The sequence below is a fragment of the Acinetobacter sp. 24-47-62 genome (genome assembly GCF_056779765.1).
Window position 1 is genome coordinate 40,711 of the sequence record NZ_JBWYIN010000004.1, and the last position, 14,900, is coordinate 55,610.

At 38.3% G+C, this 14,900-nt stretch carries 12 protein-coding genes; 2 read left to right on the plus strand and 10 right to left on the minus strand.

All coding sequences use genetic code 11. From position 1 onward, the window contains the following. Nucleotides 1–98: 98 nt before the first annotated feature. The 8 genes from ahpF to cxpE all read right to left on the minus strand — a co-directional run bounded on the left by ahpF (nucleotide 99) and on the right by cxpE (nucleotide 11,163). Nucleotides 99–1,664 carry an alkyl hydroperoxide reductase subunit F gene (gene ahpF, locus AC1M87_RS04285; protein ID WP_481593038.1) on the minus strand — a complete coding sequence of 522 codons (1,566 nt, stop codon included), beginning with the start codon at nucleotides 1,662–1,664 and terminating at the stop codon, nucleotides 99–101. A 171-nt stretch (nucleotides 1,665–1,835) separates the two neighbouring features. Next, nucleotides 1,836–2,756, minus strand: a complete 921-nt coding sequence (locus AC1M87_RS04290; protein WP_481593039.1) for a hypothetical protein — start codon at nucleotides 2,754–2,756, stop codon at nucleotides 1,836–1,838. A gap of 17 nt (nucleotides 2,757–2,773) precedes the next feature. Continuing rightward, entirely contained in the window at nucleotides 2,774–3,904 is a 1,131-nt protein-coding gene (locus AC1M87_RS04295) for a toxic anion resistance protein (protein ID WP_481593040.1), read from the minus strand. A gap of 8 nt (nucleotides 3,905–3,912) precedes the next feature. After that, nucleotides 3,913–4,695, minus strand: coding sequence for a tellurium resistance protein (locus AC1M87_RS04300; protein WP_481593041.1), 783 nt, complete (start codon nucleotides 4,693–4,695; stop codon nucleotides 3,913–3,915). A 127-nt stretch (nucleotides 4,696–4,822) separates the two neighbouring features. After that, entirely contained in the window at nucleotides 4,823–7,234 is a 2,412-nt protein-coding gene (locus tag AC1M87_RS04305) for a CSLREA domain-containing protein (protein WP_481593042.1), read from the minus strand. A gap of 12 nt (nucleotides 7,235–7,246) precedes the next feature. Then, the gene (rbtA, locus tag AC1M87_RS04310) at nucleotides 7,247–9,037 is read right to left on the minus strand and encodes a rhombotarget A (protein ID WP_481593043.1); all 1,791 of its coding nucleotides are present in this window, start codon (nucleotides 9,035–9,037) and stop codon (nucleotides 7,247–7,249) included. A gap of 179 nt (nucleotides 9,038–9,216) precedes the next feature. Further along, entirely contained in the window at nucleotides 9,217–9,924 is a 708-nt protein-coding gene (gene hda / locus AC1M87_RS04315) for a DnaA regulatory inactivator Hda (RefSeq protein WP_035266869.1), read from the minus strand. A gap of 15 nt (nucleotides 9,925–9,939) precedes the next feature. Further along, entirely contained in the window at nucleotides 9,940–11,163 is a 1,224-nt protein-coding gene (gene cxpE / locus AC1M87_RS04320) for a chloramphenicol efflux transporter CxpE (RefSeq protein WP_481588959.1), read from the minus strand. Between the two features lie 135 nt (nucleotides 11,164–11,298). Here cxpE and purM point away from each other — a divergent pair, with 135 nt between their 5' ends. Together purM and purN are read left to right on the plus strand one after the other, a co-directional pair. Beyond that, a complete protein-coding gene (gene purM / locus AC1M87_RS04325; protein WP_035266866.1) occupies nucleotides 11,299–12,369 on the plus strand; it encodes a phosphoribosylformylglycinamidine cyclo-ligase in 1,071 nt (356 codons plus the stop codon). 18 nt (nucleotides 12,370–12,387) lie between these two features. Then, nucleotides 12,388–13,017, plus strand: a complete 630-nt coding sequence (gene purN, locus AC1M87_RS04330) for a phosphoribosylglycinamide formyltransferase (protein WP_092766790.1) — start codon at nucleotides 12,388–12,390, stop codon at nucleotides 13,015–13,017. Nucleotides 13,018–13,032: 15 nt separating this feature from the next. Here purN and AC1M87_RS04335 read toward each other — a convergent pair whose 3' ends face one another. After that, complete coding sequence (locus tag AC1M87_RS04335; protein ID WP_481588958.1) at nucleotides 13,033–13,842, minus strand: alpha/beta fold hydrolase; 810 nt, start codon at nucleotides 13,840–13,842, stop codon at nucleotides 13,033–13,035. After that, on the minus strand, nucleotides 13,839–14,852 hold the full coding sequence (gene sppA, locus AC1M87_RS04340; protein ID WP_481588957.1) for a signal peptide peptidase SppA: 1,014 nt from the start codon (nucleotides 14,850–14,852) through the stop codon (nucleotides 13,839–13,841). Before sppA ends, AC1M87_RS04335 begins: the two co-directional genes overlap by 4 nt. Nucleotides 14,853–14,900 lie beyond the last annotated feature (48 nt).

Here is a 14,900-nt window from a genome sequence, read left to right on the forward strand (position 1 = left end):
CAAGTGAATGATTACAAAAAAAGAGGCTGAAGTGTTAGCATCTTCAACCTCTGTAAACTACAAAACTAAGAACTTCTTATTTAAAGAATACGATTGAACTACTGTCCAGAACGAATGATGTAATCAAACGCTGACAGTGATGCTTTCGCGCCTTCACCAGTGGCAATGATGATTTGCTTATAAGGTACTGTTGTACAGTCACCCGCAGCAAATACACCTTTTACATTGGTTTCGTTGCGATCGTTAATCACAATCTCACCACGGTTGGTTAACTCAACTTGGGTTTCTTTTAAGAAATCCGTGTTTGGTAACAAACCGATTTGTACGAAGATCCCCGCCAATTCGACAGTGTGTTCTTCATCCGTCGCACGGTCTTTGTATTTCAGTGCAGTGACTTGTTTGCCATCACCAACGACTTCTGTAGACAACGCATTTTTGATGACAGTCGTGTTAGGTAAGCTGTTCAATTTATCTTGAAGGACTTGGTCAGCACGCAGTTTGGTATCAAACTCAACCAAAGTGACATGCTCAACAATACCTGCAAGGTCAATCGCAGCTTCAACACCAGAGTTACCACCACCGATCACAGCCACACGTTTGCCTTTGAACAATGGACCATCACAGTGTGGGCAGTACGCAACACCACGGGTTTTGTATTCTTGCTCACCTGGTACATTCATTTCTCTCCAACGTGCACCTGTAGACAGGATGACCGTTTTCGATTCAAGTTTTGCACCATTCTCTAAAGTCACTTCAACTAAACCGTTGGCAGTTTCATCTGCACCTTTAATGTCAGACACACGTTGTAAGTTCATGATGTCGACACCGTATTCACGAACATGTGCTTCCATTTCAGCTGCAAACTTAGGACCTTGCGTCTTTTGCACTGATGTAAAGTTTTCAATGTCCATCGTATCCATGACCTGACCACCCATGCGTTCAGCAACGATTCCTGTACGGATACCTTTACGAGCCGCATAGATTGCAGATGTGTTACCTGCAGGACCACCACCGATCACAAGCACGTCAAATGCATCTTTGGCATTGAGCTTTTCAGCATCTTTCGCAGCAGAATTAGTATCGAGCTTCGCAACAATCTCTTCCAATGTCATACGACCTTGACCGATATGTTCATTGTCTTGGAACACCATTGGAACTGCCATGATTTTGCGTTCTTCAACTTCGTCTTGGAAGAATGCACCATCAATCATGGTTGCTGTTGTGCCAGGGTTGTAGATTGCGATCAAGTTTAGTGCTTGAACCACATCTGGACAGTTATGACAGCTTAAAGATACGAATACATCAAAGTCAGATTTGATTTCTAAAGCTTTGATGGATGCCAATACTTCGTCAGAAACTTTTGGTGCATAACCAGAAGTTTGTAGCAATGCCAAAATCAAAGAAGTGAACTCATGACCCATTGGTAAGCCTGCGAAGAAGACACGCGGTTCTTCACCTGCTTTTGCAATACCAAAGCTCGGCGCACGTTTATTTTGACCATCAAAACGAGCTGTGACGAATGGAGAAAGTGCAGCCACTTCTTCCACAAGTTCTTTGATTTTTGCAGATTTGTCTGAATCATTTAAAGTCGCAACCAATTCGATTGGACCCTCAAGGCGTTCTAAAAGCGTTTTTAATTGAGCTGAAGTATTATGATCTAACATTGCTAACGTCTCCAAAGGAGTAATATTTATTTGATAAAGCTATATTAGAAGAAATACAAAAATAGGTAAAACAGTTAGTTTACATAAAGACTATCGAAAAATTGAATTAAAAAATCATTCATTTAAAAATGAATGATTCTTTTATGATGGTCGTAACAGTACAAACTTTAACTATATCTCCAAACGTTGAGTGATCGTTTGAATTCTGCTTTTAAAGCTACGAGCTAATCCAAAGAAAATAAGCATTAACAATAACATGATGGCTGAGAACACCATTAATATCATCTTGACGACTTCTGAAATTTGTCGTGCCTGATTTGCCCGATGATCTATCGCTTTTGCCCAAGGAGTAATAGATTGACCATAAACTTGTTGCTGCATTGACCATAACTGCTCTGCATTAAAACCATATTCGACAAACTGTTTTTCATTTCTTTCAGCTTGCGCAAGTCGAGCTAAATATGTAGTTGCTAGCTTGGTATCTTCAGGTTTGTGAATCAAAGCCACTTGCGCAAGGACGTAGGCTTGTATAATTGGATTGACCTGTTGTTCAGTCATGATGACAGCAATCTGACTTTCGTGAATCGATTTATCATAATGACTTAATTGATATTGTTGTTCCAACGACTCATCATTCAAGTCATATTGAACATAGGTCAAACCTGACCAAATTAAAATGACAGCAATGAACCAACCAACAAACTTAAGTACAAATGATTGAAAGCGCACATAGAAAAAACGTATTTTCTTTAAAAAATGAACGATAAAAAAAGCACCAATGACTGAGCTAAATACTTTTAGAATGAACCAACCTAACCAAGATATCAAATTAAAAAAATAGTCAGGCTGATGTTGGTACACGTTTACGACTTCATCTAAACTATGTGGCAAATGAAGCTGCTGAACAGTTTCACTCATACCCATAAAACCATAAATCATGTCCTGATGAATAAAAAGCGACACAACTGAAATAATGAGTACGCTGGTACTTAGAAATCCCCATAAATTAAGTATACGATTTCGCTTGTACAATTCAGGCAATCTTTTTTGAATCTCAGTCTGCGCCACAAGATATTCATTGGTTTTATTCAAATTTAAACCTCAAGAAATTAGTGTTTTGGCTGATTTTGACTCGAATCCAAAACAAGTTGTTGAAGATTTCCTTGCAAAGCCTTAATACGAATTGATGCCTCTTCACGTTTTTGCATCCCTTCTTTCTGAATACTAATAACATCATTCACTGTTTTAATGAGGGTATTTTGAACATGTTCAAGTGTTTCAATGTCAATCACTGAGCGTTGATTTGCTCGAGCAGTATCTACTGAGTTCTGGTGTAATAAATCTGCATTTCGTTTAAGTAACTCATTCGTCGCATCATCAATAGTATTGGCCAATTGGACACTATTTTTTTGTTCCTGTAATGAAATCGCTAAACTAATTTGATTTTTCCAGGCAGGAAGCGTGATATTTTTTATCGCATAAAACTTATCAACCAACATTGAATTATTTGATTGAATAATTCGAATCATCGGTAATGTCTGCATCGCAGATTGTTGCAATACCTGTAAATCACTCACTCTTTTTTCCAAGTTGTTTGCTAAGTGATTTAAGTCGTAGATTTTTTGATTGGTTTGCGCATCTTGTTCTAGCGTACTCAATTCAGCTATTTGCTCTTGAACTTCTTGTTGTTTAATTTTCCCTGCAGCAATATAAACCCCTAATTGTTTATATTCATCCTGCACACCATCAAACATACGATCCAATGTATTTACACGGTCTTTTAAACCTTGTTGAGAGGTTTCAATTTCTTTAACTAATGCATCTATTTGTTCTTTAGTGGAATTGAACTTTTGATCAAAGCTCTGCTTCGCACCTTTAAATCGATTTAATATACTGCCCAAGAAGCCTGAACTTTTAGCAGGGCTTAAAATACTGTTTGTATTGAGCTGTTGAGCCACTGTAACGACTTCATTTAACTTTTGACCTGTTGCATCCAAATCTTTATTTTTGACTAAATCCAGCAGTTCATCCGTATAAGTCGCTGTTTTAGTCGCGATATTTTTCCCATATTCAGCAACCGTTGCATGATTCATATCAGCTAGTTCTTGGTGAACTGATTCGACTGCTACAAGGTCTGACGTCGTCAACCCAATTTCTTTTAAATCTAACTTGGAAAACTTTTCCTCCATAGAGATTAAGCTTAAGGATTCATTTTTCTTTTGAATTGGAAAATCAGACATAACACACCTTATTCTTTAATTAGTGATTTTTTTAAAGATCGAATCAGTTGTTCGCGACTTTGATCTAACTTTTCAATATCGACTGCGCCATTTTTAATTTGAGTTTGCTCAAGATGATATTGCCAAGCTGGGATTAATACTTGCTGCGCTTCACGAAAACGATCCGTCAGAGTTAATGAAAGTTGTTGAGTCAATTGCATTTGCATGAGAGAAATATCATTGTTTGCTTGTACCGACTCTAATGTTTGTATTTTTTTAGCCAATCGCTCCTCAAAGTTATCGAGTGGATGGCGATGATGAGAAAAATCTGTGTATTCTGTTAAAAATTGTCTTGCTGCTTGAATGTAGCGCGCCATTTGCTCTCTTAAACCAACTGCTTGCTGAAATCGAGAACTAGACTTTTGGATTTCAATGTGAATACGTTGGGACAGCTGATCAGCATCTAGAATGAGTCTATCTAAATCACGAATATAAGAAATTTGACCCGCACCTAACTCCAAATCCAGACCTAGCCACTTTTGGAAAGCATTAAATTTTTTTTGTTTTAATTTCTTTTTGGATTGATTCAATTTTTGAATAATATCTGAAATTGTTTCGCTTAATTTTTTATTTAAAGTGGGGTCTATACCTACCAATAGAGCATTTTGTGCCTGCACAATATGTTCAGCATATAAATTAAGTTTAGACGAATCAGTCAATAAAGGAACAAGATCATGCCTCTTAATTGAGAGCAAATCCGAAGGATTAACTTCAATTTGATTTAAGGGTATAAGCTCATTAAAAGATGACATTGGTGTAATTTAAGAAAGTGATCAGCAATCTTCAAATGTAGCAATAAACTGTTCAAAATATACTATTTTTTTGCAAAATATTACACAAAATCAAACACAAAAAAGCCAGCAAATGCTGGCTTTTTTATTAATGAGGTTTAGATTTTCTCATTCTAAGCCAACTTAAACCAATGAGTCCTAAAAGCCCAAACCCACCTAGGCTACCCCCTCCACTCGTACGAGAACTTCCAGGTCCTGTTTCCGTATTTAGAACAGCTAATGTTCCCTCACCTGATGAAGCGCCGTCTGCGTCCAATACTGAGTACTTAAGATCATAGGAAAAGACATCCAAATTATTGTTCAACTGAACTCGAATGTTTCCACCATAGCACTTTTTAAAACGGTCATTAGCACATGGCTCTACCCGATCTGCGATAATTGAAACGGGATTCGGTACTCTTGCAAAATAAATTGATACCTCATCCCCATTAGCATTATGGTAAAACTCCTTTTTATTTGGAGGATTGATTGCATTTCTGTTGCCATCACCAGCATCACTCGCTTCAGCCAGTAAATTTACACTGATTTGAGTCGATTTTTTTGGATTGATTGTATATTCCACACGTTCAGGAACAGTTGGCACGATATTGATAAAATTACCAATTAAATATGCACTTGATGTTTTTTTACTGTCGCTTTTTGAAGTAAGCGTATATGTACAGAATTCAGAGTCTCCACTCGGTGTTATGCGACCATCTGTTCTATACATGACTATCTGCTTAAGCTGCGGTTTCCACTCACATTTCAACCGATCATCAAACTTACCTAAGAATGTTTTATCGATATCTAATTTCCCAACTCCCACAACCTCAACTTTGATATCATAATTATCAACATTAAGATGCTCAATTTTTCGCACCTTACCATCAGGAGAAACAAATTCATCTGGTAAATTCAATTTAAATGGATCGAACAAAATTGGACGATATTGATTAAGATTATTTAACTCATTAAAAAATGCTTTTTGATCGGTGAGCTCCTTATTATAATAATCAATCACTTCTTCTTTGGTTTCAGGATCGGCAATAGCATCTTCGAATGCTTTAATTCTATTCTCAGTTGATTTCTTTATTTGAACCAGTGATTCATTTGCTTTACTTAAATTGGAAACAGTCAACTTTAAGGTTTCTATCGCACCAATATCGCAAGTATTGGGAGTCGCATCTAAACTGTTGAGCGAGTCCAATCCAATCCGATTAATACCTCGTTGATCAAGCAGCGAACAACCATCAGTACCAAAATCAACTAAATCTTTACCGCTAGAATTAATCTTCGGAAAAAAGACAGGATGAAAGTTAGTATTCTCATCATTAACCGGTAACGATGTTGAAAACAGATCATTGATACTCAATTGACTAACATCAAGACTATTTTTTTGTGCATTTTCTGACGCTTTTGCTGGTAGATCACAGTCTATAGATGAATTACTCAGTGGAATAGCATTTGCCAATAATTCAATACCTGCTGACTCAACTTGGCTCACATCACCGTGACTATATATACAGGCTTTAGCCTGATTAAAACCTATCACATTATGATTTAAGGCTTTTGCACCTGTATTTCCATACCAAAGCACAGATCGCGCGGTATTGGCGATAATCGTATTACTATCGAGCTTCAAAATAGAATTGGGACTCAAATTTATTTGACCCCCATCTGTTAAACGATCACTAAATTGAAAAATTTGACCTTGTGTATTATTTAATACATTGGAAGAGATTGTATTTGCTTGCAATTGTGCTGTAGGTTCACCACAAAATGAGAATAAACTGTTTGAAGCTGTATTTCCATTTTCGGTAATAGACATACGGGATAAATCAATCTTACGACGTGTGAACACAAGATTATCCAAACAAGACATCGCTATAACAGCGCCTTGCTGAGCTGTATTACCACTCACCCACCCGACCGAATAACTTAAAGAGCTATCACTGTCATTCAAAAATATCGCTCCACCTCTTAATGCAGAAGAGCTAGTGATATTTACATTATATAAATCAGTCTCGCCTCCCAATAGCAAAGCGCCACCGTTGGTAGATGATTTACCATTTCTCAGCTCTATATTTCTTAAACTCAAACTCGGTCGATTTAGATTGGTCGTATTAAAAATTCGATGTGTATTTTGACCATTAATTATAGTTTGAATTTTAGTTTGCGCAGGATAACTATTTGAAATGACATTCGGTTTGGAATAATCGACAGGCTCTTTACCCCTAATAATCACTGAAGAAGTTGGCTGAAGCTCTGCATTCAAGCTATAGGTACCAGCTTCAAGCTGAATAATGTCAGTTTGTACTCGATCCGTATTACCTTTAGCACAACCTCCATAAGCTCGATTAGTCGAAGCAGCCGTCAACGCTTCTCTGAGTGAACACTTTGCATCATTAGTACCGTCTTCATCATCAAAGGTAGTGACATAAATTATTGTATCTTCAGCAGCCATCAAGGACATTGCAGACAGGACTGCTAAGGTCAAAAAAGCTTTTCTACTTTTCAACATACGATTCCCTTATTATTTTTTTCTACGTATCGCGATTAAAGTCATCAGACCTAATACGGAGATTAGACCTAGCCCCCCACCAGAAGTTTTTACTTTATCGCTAGTATAAGTATCTCTGGGGTCTTGTTTAATGACAGTTGGAATTTCGATATAAGGATTCATTGACTCATTCAATTGACGTGTAGATACAACGACCAAAACTTTAAAATCATCAGTTCCGTGCCAATTCCCTTGAGGCGTATAAGTAAACTCCCCATTTTGGAGTAGTTCTGCTTTACCTTTACTTGGAGAATTATTTTGTTGGATGATCATACAGCCCGCTTGCCATTCTTCTTTTTTCGGATGAGGTCCGACTAAGGCATCACATTGACTAGCAGGTATTAGCTCACCATCTCCTAGAAAATCATTAATATTTAACTTAACAATTTCTCCGTAAAAGATATCCTTGCCAAATCTGCCTGAAGACGTACTTGACTGAATAAGTTCGATTGCGCCTCGATCACACAAAATACGATCCTTACGTGCGTTGCCACGCTGATCAACTGTTTCACATGATGTACCATTTGAAACTGGTCCACGATTAATGATCGGAGAATCTGTCAATTGTCGATAACTAGGCAACACTCTTGGGCGGAAATATCCTAAAGCATAGCCAGAATAGACTTTGAACGGACATAAAATGCCAGATGAATTAACATCACATTCACCTTCTACATCAGTCCCAGCTAATAATGTGCGCTCGCCCAGTTTTTCTGAAGCTGTGCCCTCACAACCAAAACCATATAAATTATTGTTTAAATTTGATTGATCGATTGCAGTCTCTACACGGCAGTCTCGATTGCCATTTTTTGCAATTATATTGTTAGTAAGCGATGCCTTCTTAAACGGTGCATTAAAAACCAAGCCAAAATCATTAAAGACCAGCGTATTGTTATTAAGCGCAATACCATCCTTCACATTGATAATATAGCCCTTATTATTAAAGATTGTCGAATTAGTCACTTTGGCATAATTGAGATTAGTCACCTTAGTTTCATCTTCACTCAACACTTTATGGCTATAGATTGCGAAACCTTCTGAATCTGTTGTTTTATTACCTTTAATAACAGAAGCACTAATGTCAAAATCAGGAAATTCACTATACAAAACAGCACCTTGTTGTGCTTGATTGTTTTCCAGTAACGAATTAACTAGATTCACTCGCGCGGAACGAATTTTGCTAGTTTCGGATTCAATAAATGATTCAACATTATAAATCGCACCACCAAAATTTGCTTTGCCATTGATAAGATGGCTTTTATCAAATTTTAGCCGTTCATAATTGAGAATTAACCCACCTTTGTCTTTGCATACAGATGCAGTACAACCTTGCAAGGTAATTTCGTAAAATTCCACACCAATTGCAGCATCTCTAATTTCATCATCAGCTTTAGGACGAATTCGCTCAATATGGAAAATTCTATCAGTACCCTTCATTGCTATGACGGCATTTTTTGTACCAGGAATATCGTCAACAATGGTAGTTTCATACTGCGTTCTAAAAACCATCGGTTTAGAGATGCGAACTTGCTCGTTTAGAAGATATTCTTTCGTAGATAAGATAATATTATCTGTCGCATCTTTACCACCACAGCCATTGAGACCTGCTTCAGGTTTACCCTGATTAATATATTCAATTGCTTCACGCAACGAACATTGATCATCATTTTTGGTGATATCTTCAGTGGTCGTAACCACAATATCCGCACTGAATACATGCCCTGTTGCACACAACAATACAAGACCTAAGCCCCGTCTGAGCATTACCATCTCCTTAATTTTTCTTTATTTTTTTAAGTAGCGAACTTTAATTATGTAGCGCTATTTGTCCATTTTGACTAATCTGTCACAAATTTTTAGAATTCTCAATTATTTTTAAGTAAAAAATTGCCGAGTTCAGATAAAATCTACATTTTGAGTTTTGAATAACATTTAAAAAGCATTTAAGCACTATACTGATCGATGAGCGCGTAGATTTGCTTAAGGGTTGCGTTGGATAGCTTAACTTTTTCACCCTGTAGTAACTTTGATAATTGATCAACCGTTTGTAATAAGGTACTGGTCTGTATCGGGCCATTGGTCAGCAGATAATCAATAATTAAAGGATCAAAATGCACACCTTTACGATCCAACACAGAATGTAATAAGGCATAGCGGTCAGCGTAGGATTGACCTGTTGGCACTTTAACACTCACCGCTTGAGTTAATCTCGACTGAAGATCTGGTAATTCAAGTTTCAATTCAATTGGCGCAGATCTAGATGAAAAGACTAGTTGTCCTCCACCATCATTATTATTATTTATTAAATGAAATACCGCCTTTTGCCAATGCGGTACACCACTAATCGCTTCAATATCGTCTAGAGCGACCAAATCATAACGATCCAATGAAGTAATCGCCTCAATTGGAGCATCGAGCAATTCTAGCAATGACACTTTAATTGCAGATTTCCCAACATCTAGATATGAGTCACATATCGCAGTTAATAAGTGACTCTTACCTGTGCCCGCACCGCCATAAAGGTAAAATCGATTCATTAATCCAGCATGAAGTTGGCGAACTGCATCAATGACGGGTCCCCAACCTGGGCCGGAAAAATCACTGATCCGTGCATCAAGTTGAGGTTCTATATCAAGTTGCAGTTGCCGCATAAATGCTTGGTCACCTTAAGGTTCTTTATTTTGTTTCTGCACATCGATTTTTTCAGATGTTGCAATATCTTGTTGATTATTGATTGATTGTGGTTTGAGATCAAGCTCAATATCAACCTGATCGGTTTGGATTGTAATTTCACCACCACCATGATCAGCTACGGCAACAGCTGGCGTACCATAAATTGTACTCCTTTCATAAGTGTCACGTGCATGTCGGAGCAGTACCACGATTACAGCTGCAACAGGTAATGCAATCAACATACCCAAGAAACCAGCCAATTGTGCACCAGCCAATACAGCGAATACGACCGCTACTGGAGAAAGACCAATTTTATCTCCCAATAAGAATGGCTGAAGCACATAACCTTCAACAGCTTGCCCTACCATGAACACCACTGCAACTAAAAGGAGTTGAGTCCAATCCATACCAAATTGGAAGAAAGTTGCTATCACGGCAGCAATAATTCCTACTGCAAATCCTAAATATGGGATGATACTTGCCAAGCCTGCAATCATGCCAATAATCAAACCAACTTCCAGACCAATCAGTTGTAAACCAACAGCATAAACAATCCCCAAAAGGATCATCACGAGGAATTGTCCTTTTACAAATGCACCTAGTACGCTATGGCATTCACCTACGATTTCAAGCGTTGAAGCTTCATAAGGACGTGGAATGAGTCGACGCAAACTATTGAGCATTCGATCCCAATCTAAGAGGAAATAAAATGCAATAATTGGAATCAGTACAATTGTCCCACCAATCTGAATAAAATTCAGACCAGATTGTGCCAATTTGAGTGCCATCGCTTGGATACTGTCAGCACTATAATTGGTTTGAACATACTCCATAACAGCTGCTGAAATCTGATCTACATCTAATTCTAGTGGCACTATATTGAAAGTATCTGATAACCACGGTAAGAAGCTAAAATTTACCCAATGAACTACTTTCGGGATACTGGATTTAGCATACATCAGCTGTTCCCAAATTAATGGAACCAAATACCACATTGCCCATGTGATCACGACACCAATACCAATAAATACCAAACTGATAGACAACCAACGAGGTAAACCTATCTTATGCAATCGATCAACCAATGGACTGAAAAGATAAGCTATTAAAAATGCACCAATAAATGGGATTACGACCGGTTTTAATAAGTATAAAATCCAGAGAAATAAAGCTATCCCTGCAAGGATAAAAACACGGCGTAGGGTACGATCTACCATAGAAACTCGCCTTTTTTAAGATTATTCGTTATGTAAAGGAAAATATTTTAGTAAAGATAACATTTTAGTGCATAAATAACATAAGAGTTTCGTATATTCGGGTTATAATCCCCGCGCGAATGCGGAGACTTCAATATGAGCAACTCAACTTCTACCCCAAACACTGGTTTAAGCTACAAAGATGCAGGTGTCGACATTGAGGCGGGCGACGCGTTAGTCGATCGTATCAAATCTGTCGCTAAACGCACGACTCGTCCTGAAGTAATGGGCGGTCTTGGTGGCTTCGGTGCACTTTGTAAAATTCCTAAAGGTTATGAAGAACCTGTTCTCGTATCTGGCACAGACGGTGTTGGTACAAAATTACGTTTAGCATTGAATTTAAACCGTCATGACACAATTGGTCAGGATTTGGTTGCAATGTGTGTGAACGATTTACTTGTCTGTGGTGCTGAACCACTCTTCTTCCTTGATTATTACGCAACTGGTCACCTCAATGTTGATGTCGCAGCAAATGTAGTGACAGGTATCGGTCAAGGTTGTGAACTTGCTGGATGTGCGTTGGTCGGTGGTGAAACTGCTGAAATGCCAGGCATGTATGAAGGTGAAGATTACGATTTAGCTGGTTTCTGTGTAGGTGTTGTAGAACAAAGTAAAATTATTGATGGCTCTAAAGTTAAAGCTGGTGATGTATTAGTTGGTGTTGCTTCAAGCGGCGCACACTCTAATGGCTACTCTCTTCTTCGTAAAATTTTAGATGTAAAAAATGTTGATTTAACTCAAATTGTTGATGGTCGTCCACTTGCTGATGTCGCAATGGAGCCAACTCGTATCTACGTTAAACCAATTCTAGAGCTTCTCAAACAGGTTGATGTTCACGCGATGGCACACATCACAGGTGGCGGTTTACCAGGTAACTTACCTCGCGTATTACCAAATGGTGCTCAAGCTGTAGTAAACGAATCTTCTTGGGAATGGCCTGAGCTGTTCAAACTTCTTCAACGTGAAGGTGGTGTAGAACAATTTGAAATGTACCGTACATTCAACTGTGGCGTAGGTATGGTTCTAGTTGTTGATGCTGCTGAAGCTGATAAAACAGTTGAAATCTTAAATCAACTCGGCGAAAAAGCATGGACAATGGGCCACATTGTTGACAATGCTGAATCTGTCGAAGGTGCAGACGAAAAAATTCGTGTGATCTTCGCTTAATCAGTTTATTGTTAAAACATGATTAAAATTGCTGTTTTAGTATCAGGTAACGGATCAAACCTACAAGCATTAATTGATGCAAACCTTTCAGGTCAAATTGTCGGTGTGATCTCGAATAAACCTGATGCTTACGCACTTGAGCGTGCTACTCATGCCAACATTGCAACTGCAGTGATTGAACACAAAAACTTCCCAGACCGTGAAACGTTTGATGATGTTATGCATCAGCAACTGCTCGACTGGGAAGCTGATCTTGTAGTTTTAGCGGGCTTTATGCGTATTTTAAGTGCTAAGTTCGTTAAAGCATGGGAGGGTAAAATGATCAATATCCACCCTTCTCTACTACCAAATTACAAAGGAATGCATACACATCAACGTGTATTAAATACTGGTGATTTATGGCATGGATGTACAGTACATTATGTCACTGCAGAACTAGATGCAGGTCAAGCACTTGCTCAAGGCGTACTCAAAGTGTCGCACCATGATAATGTTGCATCTTTAGCTGATCGTGTACATCAACTTGAACATTTAATTTATCCTCAAGTTGTAGAATGGATTTGTAATCAAACCATTCAAGTCACATCCGAAGGCGTGCACTATAAAAATCAAATTTTGAAAGATCCAATACAGTTCTGTCATATTTGATTTAAAAAACGCAGCTTAGGCTGCGTTTTTTAGTGGCGTCAAAATAGTTTTTAAATGCGCAGCCAATTGCTCAGGATGTTCAAGTGGGAACATGTGTCCACCTTCAAAAATACTAAAAGGCACACCAAACTTTTTCCTCACTTTATGAGGGAATTTACGTGCTAAGAATGGACCTTCAGAAGCAACAATTAATTGACTTGGAACTTTGAGCTTAGGTTGAGGCAGCCACCATAATGAAGGATTGGTTCTAAAAATATCCACTTCAATAGATTTTGGAATCGCCAATTCAACGCCGCCACGCGTTGGATCTTCAACTAATGCAAATTGAATATAGTCATTAAAACATTGCTCATCAAATGCTGCATATAATGCTTTGGGTCGAAGTAATGTTGCAGCTTGCTCTCGACTATCCCAATGATCACGTCGACGTTTAGACAATGCCGCTGGCGACATTTGATCCACTGCTTTTAACTTCAAAGACTTTGCAATATGCATAGCAAATGATTCTAGCCCCATAATAAGAGGTGGATCGAGAAGAATAGTTTGACTAAAAAGTTCTGGGCATTTCAACGCAGCTTTGAACGTCAAAACTCCTCCTAAGGAGTGCCCGATACCAATCACTTTACGACCATGGGATTTCTGAACAATATTATCAATCACTTGCTGTGTCATACTTTCCCAGTGTTGATCTACAGGATAACGTTGATCAACACCAAGATTGGTCGTATAAATCACATCGAATTGATCAGACAAAGCATCAAAAAATTTTTGATAAACTTTCGATGGAACCCCGTTGGCATGAGCAAAATGGATCAATGGTTTCATTGGATTCGATTCACCTGCTCAGATTGAATCTGCTTGGAAATTGAAGAAGCAAAACCTTGACCAATTTCACTTCCAAGTCGTCCAAGCACAGAATCAAAGGGGCTACGTTGAATAGTATAATCTACCGTTTTTTCGACTTTTAATTCGCGTTTCAGTGTGTGAATACTGCCAATCCGATCTGCAATACCGAGCTTCACAGCCTGCTCACCAGTCCAAAACAAACCTGAAAATATAGCAGGGTCTTGCGATTTCAATTTATTGCCACGACCTTTTTTGACTGCATCAATAAAATGTTGATGAACATTATCCAATACACCTTGTACGTGTGCACGTTGTGCAGGATCAACTGGTTGTGTCATCGACAATAATGCTTTGTTCTCACCTGAAGTCATGGTGCGATCTTCAACGCCAAGTTTTTGCATCAAACCACTCACTCCATAGTTTGGCATAATGACACCAATTGAGCCGACTAAACTTGATGGATTAACAATAATTTCATCCGCTGCAGACGCAATGTAATATGCACCTGAAGCACCTGTGTCACCAATTAATGCATAAAGTTTTTTATCTTTATAAACCGACTTTAAATATTGGATCTCTTGCCAAATTTCATCAGACTGAACTGGAGATCCACCCGGAGAGTTAATATTTAAAACAACAGCTTGCGATTGCTTGCTTTCAAATGCTTTTTTCAAACCTTTGATCGTATCTGCACTATTCACACTTTGCTGGTCTGCAGCAATCGTTCCCACGATATCCACCGTAGCAATATGCTGTGATGACACAGCACTTTCAGTGGAAGTCGTTGAGCAACTTTTCCCCATGACCAAAACAATAAATAACAGATATGCGAAAGTAAGAAATTTAAAAAAGATTCCCCAACGTCTTGCACGTCTCTGTTCTTCTACAGATGCGAGAACAGCTTTTTCTAAAATTTGCCATTCTTTTCCGTTAGGTTGGTTATTAGGTTTTTGATTTTCATTTTGTGGTTCAGGCGGCCAAGCGGACATACATACCATCCAAATTAAATTTAAGCTGACATTATATACAAGGAATGA

Coding starts and splice junctions, on each gene's coding strand:
- ahpF (WP_481593038.1), bottom strand. CDS start 1,664: ATGTTAGATCATAATACTTCAGCTCAATTAAAAACGCTTTTAGAACGC.
- AC1M87_RS04295 (WP_481593040.1), bottom strand. CDS start 3,904: ATGTCTGATTTTCCAATTCAAAAGAAAAATGAATCCTTAAGCTTAATC.
- AC1M87_RS04300 (WP_481593041.1), bottom strand. CDS start 4,695: ATGTCATCTTTTAATGAGCTTATACCCTTAAATCAAATTGAAGTTAAT.
- AC1M87_RS04305 (WP_481593042.1), bottom strand. CDS start 7,234: ATGTTGAAAAGTAGAAAAGCTTTTTTGACCTTAGCAGTCCTGTCTGCA.
- rbtA (WP_481593043.1), bottom strand. CDS start 9,037: ATGCTCAGACGGGGCTTAGGTCTTGTATTGTTGTGTGCAACAGGGCAT.
- hda (WP_035266869.1), bottom strand. CDS start 9,924: ATGCGGCAACTGCAACTTGATATAGAACCTCAACTTGATGCACGGATC.
- cxpE (WP_481588959.1), bottom strand. CDS start 11,163: ATGGTAGATCGTACCCTACGCCGTGTTTTTATCCTTGCAGGGATAGCT.
- purM (WP_035266866.1), top strand. CDS start 11,299: ATGAGCAACTCAACTTCTACCCCAAACACTGGTTTAAGCTACAAAGAT.
- purN (WP_092766790.1), top strand. CDS start 12,388: ATGATTAAAATTGCTGTTTTAGTATCAGGTAACGGATCAAACCTACAA.
- AC1M87_RS04335 (WP_481588958.1), bottom strand. CDS start 13,842: ATGAAACCATTGATCCATTTTGCTCATGCCAACGGGGTTCCATCGAAA.
- sppA (WP_481588957.1), bottom strand. CDS start 14,852: ATGTCCGCTTGGCCGCCTGAACCACAAAATGAAAATCAAAAACCTAAT.